6 protein-coding genes are annotated in these 6,283 nt (G+C 69.7%); all 6 read left to right on the top strand.

Going from position 1 to position 6,283, the window contains the following annotated elements:
- Positions 1-184 precede the first annotated feature (184 nt).
- The 6 genes from AC6RA4_RS14475 to AC6RA4_RS14500 all read left to right on the top strand — a co-directional run bounded on the left by AC6RA4_RS14475 (position 185) and on the right by AC6RA4_RS14500 (position 6,280).
- Positions 185-577 carry a cytidine deaminase gene (locus AC6RA4_RS14475; protein ID WP_500161439.1) on the top strand — a complete coding sequence of 131 codons (393 nt, stop codon included), beginning with the start codon at positions 185-187 and terminating at the stop codon, positions 575-577.
- The gene (locus tag AC6RA4_RS14480; protein WP_500161440.1) at positions 577-1,866 is read left to right on the top strand and encodes a thymidine phosphorylase; all 1,290 of its coding nucleotides are present in this window, start codon (positions 577-579) and stop codon (positions 1,864-1,866) included. Before AC6RA4_RS14475 ends, AC6RA4_RS14480 begins: the two co-directional genes overlap by 1 nt.
- Positions 1,863-3,068 carry a phosphopentomutase gene (locus AC6RA4_RS14485; RefSeq protein WP_500161442.1) on the top strand — a complete coding sequence of 402 codons (1,206 nt, stop codon included), beginning with the start codon at positions 1,863-1,865 and terminating at the stop codon, positions 3,066-3,068. The genes AC6RA4_RS14480 and AC6RA4_RS14485 overlap by 4 nt, the downstream gene beginning before the upstream one ends.
- An 11-nt stretch (positions 3,069-3,079) precedes the next feature.
- Entirely contained in the window at positions 3,080-4,081 is a 1,002-nt protein-coding gene (locus AC6RA4_RS14490; protein ID WP_500161444.1) for an adenosine deaminase, read from the top strand.
- Between the two features lie 138 nt (positions 4,082-4,219).
- Positions 4,220-4,852, top strand: a complete 633-nt coding sequence (gene upp, locus AC6RA4_RS14495; protein WP_500161446.1) for a uracil phosphoribosyltransferase — start codon at positions 4,220-4,222, stop codon at positions 4,850-4,852.
- A gap of 66 nt (positions 4,853-4,918) precedes the next feature.
- Entirely contained in the window at positions 4,919-6,280 is a 1,362-nt protein-coding gene (locus AC6RA4_RS14500; RefSeq protein WP_500161448.1) for an SPOR domain-containing protein, read from the top strand.
- Positions 6,281-6,283 lie beyond the last annotated feature (3 nt).

Consider the following 6,283-nt stretch of genomic DNA (forward strand, 5'->3'; position numbering starts at 1 on the left):
GGAGAGCGCCCCTGGCTTCTCTTCGTCAAAAATACTCCCGCCGGAGGCAGGCCGGACGAACGGGCCGGGCGCGGCGATCGAGGTCGTCGCTGGTGGCGTCGCGGCAGGTGGTCGCTGCGGGGTTGCAATCGGGCAGGGCGGCTCGCAAACATGAGGGTCCGTAAGTCTGGAAGGAGTCTGGGACGTGGATCTCGAGAAAGCCGCGCGCGACGTGCGCGAAAACGCCTACGTGCCCTATTCGCGCTTCAAGGTGGGGGCGGCGCTGCGTGCGCCCTCGGGCAGGATCTATGCCGGCTGCAATGTTGAGAATGTCGCCTACCCGGAGGGCACCTGCGCCGAGGCTGGCGCCATCGCCGCCATGGTCGCCGCTGGTGAGACCGAGATCGTCGAGGCCTATGTCATCGCCGACAGCGCCCACCCGGTGCCGCCCTGCGGCGGCTGCCGGCAGAAGCTGGCGGAGTTCGCCAAGGGCGACACCCGCGTGACGCTGGCCACGGTCGACGGCGGCACGCTCGAAACCACCGTGGCCGAGCTGCTGCCCGGCGCCTTCGGCGCGGACCACATGGATCGCACGTGATGGACGCGCGCACCGTCATTGCCGCCCTCAGACGGGGCGAGGAGCCGGCCACCGAGGGGCTGCGCTGGTTCGCGAAGGGCCTCGCCGATGGCCGGGTCAGCGATGCCCAGGCCGGGGCCTTCGCCATGGGCATCTGCCTGCGCGGGCTGACCGAGGAGAACCGCGTCGCGCTGACGCTGGCGATGCGCGACTCGGGCCATGTCATGCGCTGGGATCTCGACGGGCCGGTGCTCGACAAGCATTCCACCGGCGGCATCGGCGATTGCGTCTCGCTGGTGCTGGCCCCGGCGCTGGCCGCCTGCGGCTGCTATGTCCCGATGATCTCGGGCCGTGGCCTCGGCCATACCGGCGGCACGCTCGACAAGCTCGACGCCATCCCCGGCTACATCGTCGCCCCAGACGAGGCGCGTTTCGACCGGGTGGTGCGCGAGGCGGGCTGTGCCATCGTCTCGGCCAGCGCCGAGATCGCCCCGGCCGACCGCCGGCTCTACGCCGTGCGCGATGTCACCGCCACGGTGGAGAGCCTCGACCTGATCACATCCTCGATCCTCGCCAAGAAGCTGGCGGCGGGGCTGCAGGGGCTGGTGCTCGACGTCAAGGTGGGCTCGGGCGCCTTCATGAAGACCGACGCCGAGGCGCGGAGGCTGGCCGAGGCGCTGGTCTCGACCGCCAACGCCGCGGGCTGCCCGACCACCGCCTTCGTCACCGACATGAACCAGCCCATCGCCCCGGCGCTGGGCAATGCGCTCGAGGTCGACGCCGCGATGGGCGTGCTGACCGGGCGCGACAAGGGCCCGCTTTATGATCTGACGCTGGCGTTGGGCGCGGCGCTCTTGGAGGGCGCCGGGTTCGACACCCCCGAGGCGCGGCTGCGAGAGGCGCTCGAGAGCGGCGCCGCGGCGGAGCGCATGGGGCGGATGGTCTACGGGCTCGGCGGCCCGGTGGAGTTTGTCGAGAACTGGGGGCGCTTCCTGCCCGAGGCCACTGTGATCCGCGAGGTGCCGGCGCCCGAGGCCGGCCACGTGGCGGCAATCGACGGCGAGGCGTTGGGCTTGGCTGTGGTCCGCCTTGGGGGCGGGCGCACCGTCGAGACCGACATGATCGACCCGGCGGTGGGCCTGTCGGACGTGGTGCGGCTCGGCGCGCGGGTCGAGACGGGCATGCCGCTGGCGCGGGTCCACGCGGCGCGCGAGGATCAGGCCGACGAGGCGGTGCGCGTGGTGCAGGCGGCGATCTCGCTGGGCGCGGCGGCAAAGCCCGGGCCGCTGGTTCGGGAGCGCGTCGGATGAGGGCGTTTCTCGTGGTGATGGACAGCGTCGGCATCGGCGGCGCGCCCGACGCGGCGAGCTACTTCAACGACGGTCAGCCCGACACCGGCGCCAACACGCTGCTGCACATCGCCGAGGCCTGCGCGCGCGGTGAGGCCGAGCAGGGGCGTAGCGGGCCGCTGGCGCTGCCGGTGCTCGACAGGCTCGGGCTGGGGCGCGCGGTGGAGCTGGCGAGCGGCACGCTGCCGCCGGGACTGGGCGCCGCGCCGCAGGGGCGCTGGGGCGCCGCGACGGAGAGCTCGCGCGGCAAGGACACGCCCTCGGGGCATTGGGAACTGGCAGGGCTGCCGGTGCCGTGGGACTGGACCTATTTCCCCGACGAACAGCCGGCCTTCCCGCAGGCGCTGATCGAGGCGGTCTGCGAGATCGCCGGCACCGAGGGCACGCTGGCCAATTGCCACGGCTCGGGCACCGTCATGCTCGACCGTTTCGGAGCGGAGCACATCCGCACCGGCTGGCCGATCTGCTACACCTCCGCCGACAGCGTCTTCCAGATCGCCGCGCATGAGGCGCATTTCGGGCTCGAGCGGCTGCTCGATCTCTGCGAGCGCATGGCGCCGATGCTGCACGAGATGAAGGTGGGGCGGGTGATCGCGCGGCCGTTCGCTGGCGAGGAGGGCGCGTTCAAGCGCACCTCCAACCGGCACGATTACGCCATTCGCCCGCCGGAGCCGATCCTCACCAACTGGGTGCAGGAGGCGGGCCGGACGGTGCACGCGGTGGGCAAGATCGGCGACATCTTCTCGATGGAAGGCATCGATCACTTGCACAAAGGCGACGATGCCACGCTGATGGGCCATCTGTCCGAGCTTGTGGATAAAGCTGAGGAGGGATCGCTGACCTTCGCGAATTTTGTCGAGTTCGACAGTCTTTACGGCCACCGCCGCGATGTCTCGGGCTACGCCCGCGCGCTCGAGTGGTTCGACGCCGAGCTGGGCCGGCTGCTGCCGCGCTTGCGCGATGGCGACATCCTCGTGATCACCGCCGATCACGGCAACGACCCGAGCTGGAGCGGCACCGATCACACCCGCGAGCGGGTGCCGGTGCTGGTCGCCGGGGCCGGGGAGGGCGCGCTTGGGCAGGTGGCCTTTGCCAACGTTGCCGCAAGCATCGCCAAGCATCTGAACGTTCCCGCCCGCGGGCCGGGAAAATCATTCTTGTGAGGGAGTCCGGAATGGACGAGGAGCGTATCGCAGCCATACGGGGCTTGCCGAAAGTCGAGCTGCACCTGCATATCGAGGGTGCCGCACCGCCCGCCTTCATCCGCGGTCTGGCGCAGGAGAAAAAGGTCAGACTCGATGGCGTGTTCGATGAGCGCGGCGGCTACGCGTTCAACGATTTCGTGCACTTCCTGACGGTCTACGAGGCCGCCACCTCGGTGCTGAAGAGCCCCGAGGATTACGCCCGACTGACCACCGCCGTGCTCGAGGAATGCGCCGAGAACGGCGTGGTTTACGCCGAGACCTTCATCTCGCCCGACTTCTGCGGCGGAGGGGATCTCGGGGCGTGGCGTGAGTATCTTCATGCCATTCGGGAGGCCTCGGACACGGCTGAGACAAGCCTGGGGATAACTCTGAGGGGAATTGTCACCTGCGTGCGCCATTTCGGCCCCGAGACCGCCAAGCGCTCGGCGCTCTGCGCTGCAGAGACCGCCGGCGACTGGATCGTGGGCTTTGGCATGGGCGGGGACGAGAACCAGGGCAAGCAGAGGGACTTCGCCTATGCCTTTGATATGGCCCGCGAGGCCGGCTTGCGTCTGACCTCCCATGCCGGCGAGTGGCGCGGGCCGCGCGAAGTCGAGGACGCCATCACCGACCTGCGGGTCGAGCGCATCGGCCACGGGGTGCGCGCGATCGAGGATCTGGCGCTTGTGGACAAGCTTGTAGAGAACGGCATCGTGCTCGAGGTCTGCCCGGGGTCCAATGTCAATCTCGGGGTCTACCCGTCGCTCGGAAGACATCCGATCGAGAAGCTGCGCGAGCGCGGCGTGAAGGTGACGGTGAGCACCGACGACCCGCCCTTCTTCCACACCACCATGGCCGACGAGTACGAGGCGCTCGCGAAGACCTTCGGCTGGGACGAAGAGGTGTTTGCCGAGATCGCCCGGACCTCCACGGAGGCCGCGTTCTGCGACGAGGAGACCCGCAAGGCGGTGCTCAAGCGGCTGGGCGCCTGACGCCTGTTTGGCGGGCTGTGCCTGCCGCAACGGCAGCCGACGCGCCGGAACCCTGCGCCACGAGGGCGCGGGGCGTTGCGGCGCGGGGGCGCGAGGTCTAAGGAGGAAGGCGACCAAAGCGCAAGGAGCATCGGGGCCATGAAACAGCATCTTACCGTCGTCGATCACCCGCTGGTACAGCACAAGCTGACCCTGATGCGCGAGAAGGACAACTCGACCGCGTCCTTCCGCCAGCTCCTGCGCGAAATCAGCCTGCTGCTGGCCTACGAGGTCACCCACGAGCTGCCGGTGACCACCAAGCGCATCGAGACGCCGCTCTGCGAGATGGACGCGCCGGTGATCGAGGGCAAGAAGCTGGTGCTGGTGTCGATCCTGCGCGCCGGCAACGGCCTGCTCGACGGCATTCTCGAGCTGGTGCCGGCGGCGCGGGTGGGCTTTGTCGGGCTCTACCGCGATGAAGAAACGCTGAAGCCGGTGCAGTACTACTTCAAGGTGCCGAAGAACCTTGAGGATCGCTGCGTGATCCTTGTCGATCCGATGCTGGCGACGGGCAATTCCTCGGTCGCCGCGGTCGACCTGATGAAAGAGGCCGGCGCCAAGGACATCCGCTTCCTTTGCCTGCTCGCGGCCCCCGAGGGCGTCGCTCGGATGAAGGAGGCGCACCCCGATGTGCCGATCATCACCGCCGCGCTCGACGATCACCTGAACGAGAAAGGATATATCGTTCCGGGACTAGGGGATGCGGGCGACCGCATGTTCGGCACAAAATAAGCGGTCAGCGCGCTTTACAGAGCTATATTCATCGGGCATGATTCCGCCAATCCTGTGGGGGCAGACATGCGATTGAAAACTCTGGCGTTCCTTGCCATCACCACCGCAGCGGCGGGCGCCGGGTTCACACCGGCGCTGGCCCAGGGGGTCACCACCATCGACACGCCGGCCGAGCTGCCGCCGGCCAGTTTCACCGGCACGCAATATGCCGACAGCCAGGGCTGCGTCTTCGTGCGCGCGGGTTATGACGGGGCGGTGATCTGGGTGCCGCGGGTGACCCGCGACCGCGATCAGGTCTGCGGCTATCCGCCGACCTTCGGCAAGTCGACAGCGACCGCCGCCGCGCCGACGCCCGCACCAGCGCCGAAACCGACCGCGGCGCCTGCGCCGAAGCCCGCCGCCGTTGCCGCGGCGCCGGCTCCGACGCGCACCACCACCACCCGGACGACCACCACGCGCCAGCCGATGGAGACCGTGGCCTCGAAGCCGGCCACGCCTGCGCCACAGCGCGTGGTGAAGGCGCCGGCCTCCAAGCCGCCCTCGGCGCCGCCGCCGAAGACCGTGGTCAAGACCGTGCCTGCCCCGGTCACGACGCAGCTGCCGCGCGTTGCGACGCCGTCTCAGCTTTGCCCGCCGGGCGCCACCGGTACCATTCAGACCAACGGTCGCACCGTGCGTTGCGGCGTGCAGTCCAGCCCCTTCGTCACCGAAGTGCGCCGGGGCGAGGCTCCGAGCGCCGGCAAGAACGTCTATTACAATTACGGCAACGGACAGGGCAGCTGGGATGACAGCCGCGTCGTCGATCCGGGTGACGACCCGGTCGCGATGGCCGACCTCTCTCCCCGGTCGCAAACCCGGATCGTGCCGAAGCATGTCTGGGAGGCGCGCTCCGAGGTGCCGCCGGTGGTGCCGCCCGGGTATCGCCCCGCCTGGGAGGATGACCGGCTGAACCGCTACCGCGCGTGGCAGACCGTCGAGGGTTACTATGCCACCCAGCGGCGCTGGACCAATACCGTGCCGCGGGTCAACGACCTGAGCCTCAAGCGCATCCCGGCGCGCAACCCGCAGATCGCCTACCGCGACAGCGAGCCGGCGCCGTTGCCGGCGCAGATCATCGCCACCAGCGGCCGCACCGAGGCGCAGACGCGCCGCACCGGGGTGATCTCGACCCGCTCGACCCCGGCGGCCGAGGCTCCGGCCCGGAAGGCTGCCCCGGCCGCACGCTATGTCGAGATCGGGCTCTTCACCACCGAGGGCAAGGCCGATGCCGCCGCCGCGCGGCTGCGCAGCGCCGGGCTGCCGGTGCGCTACCTGCGCAGCGGCGAGACCCGCCGCGTCGTGGTCGGCCCCTACAGCGATCCGCGCGCGCTGCAATCGGCGCTGCGCCGGGTGCAGGGCACGGGCTACGTGCAGGCTTACCTGCGCTGACGG

It is taken from the genome of Salipiger sp. (assembly GCF_059781815.1).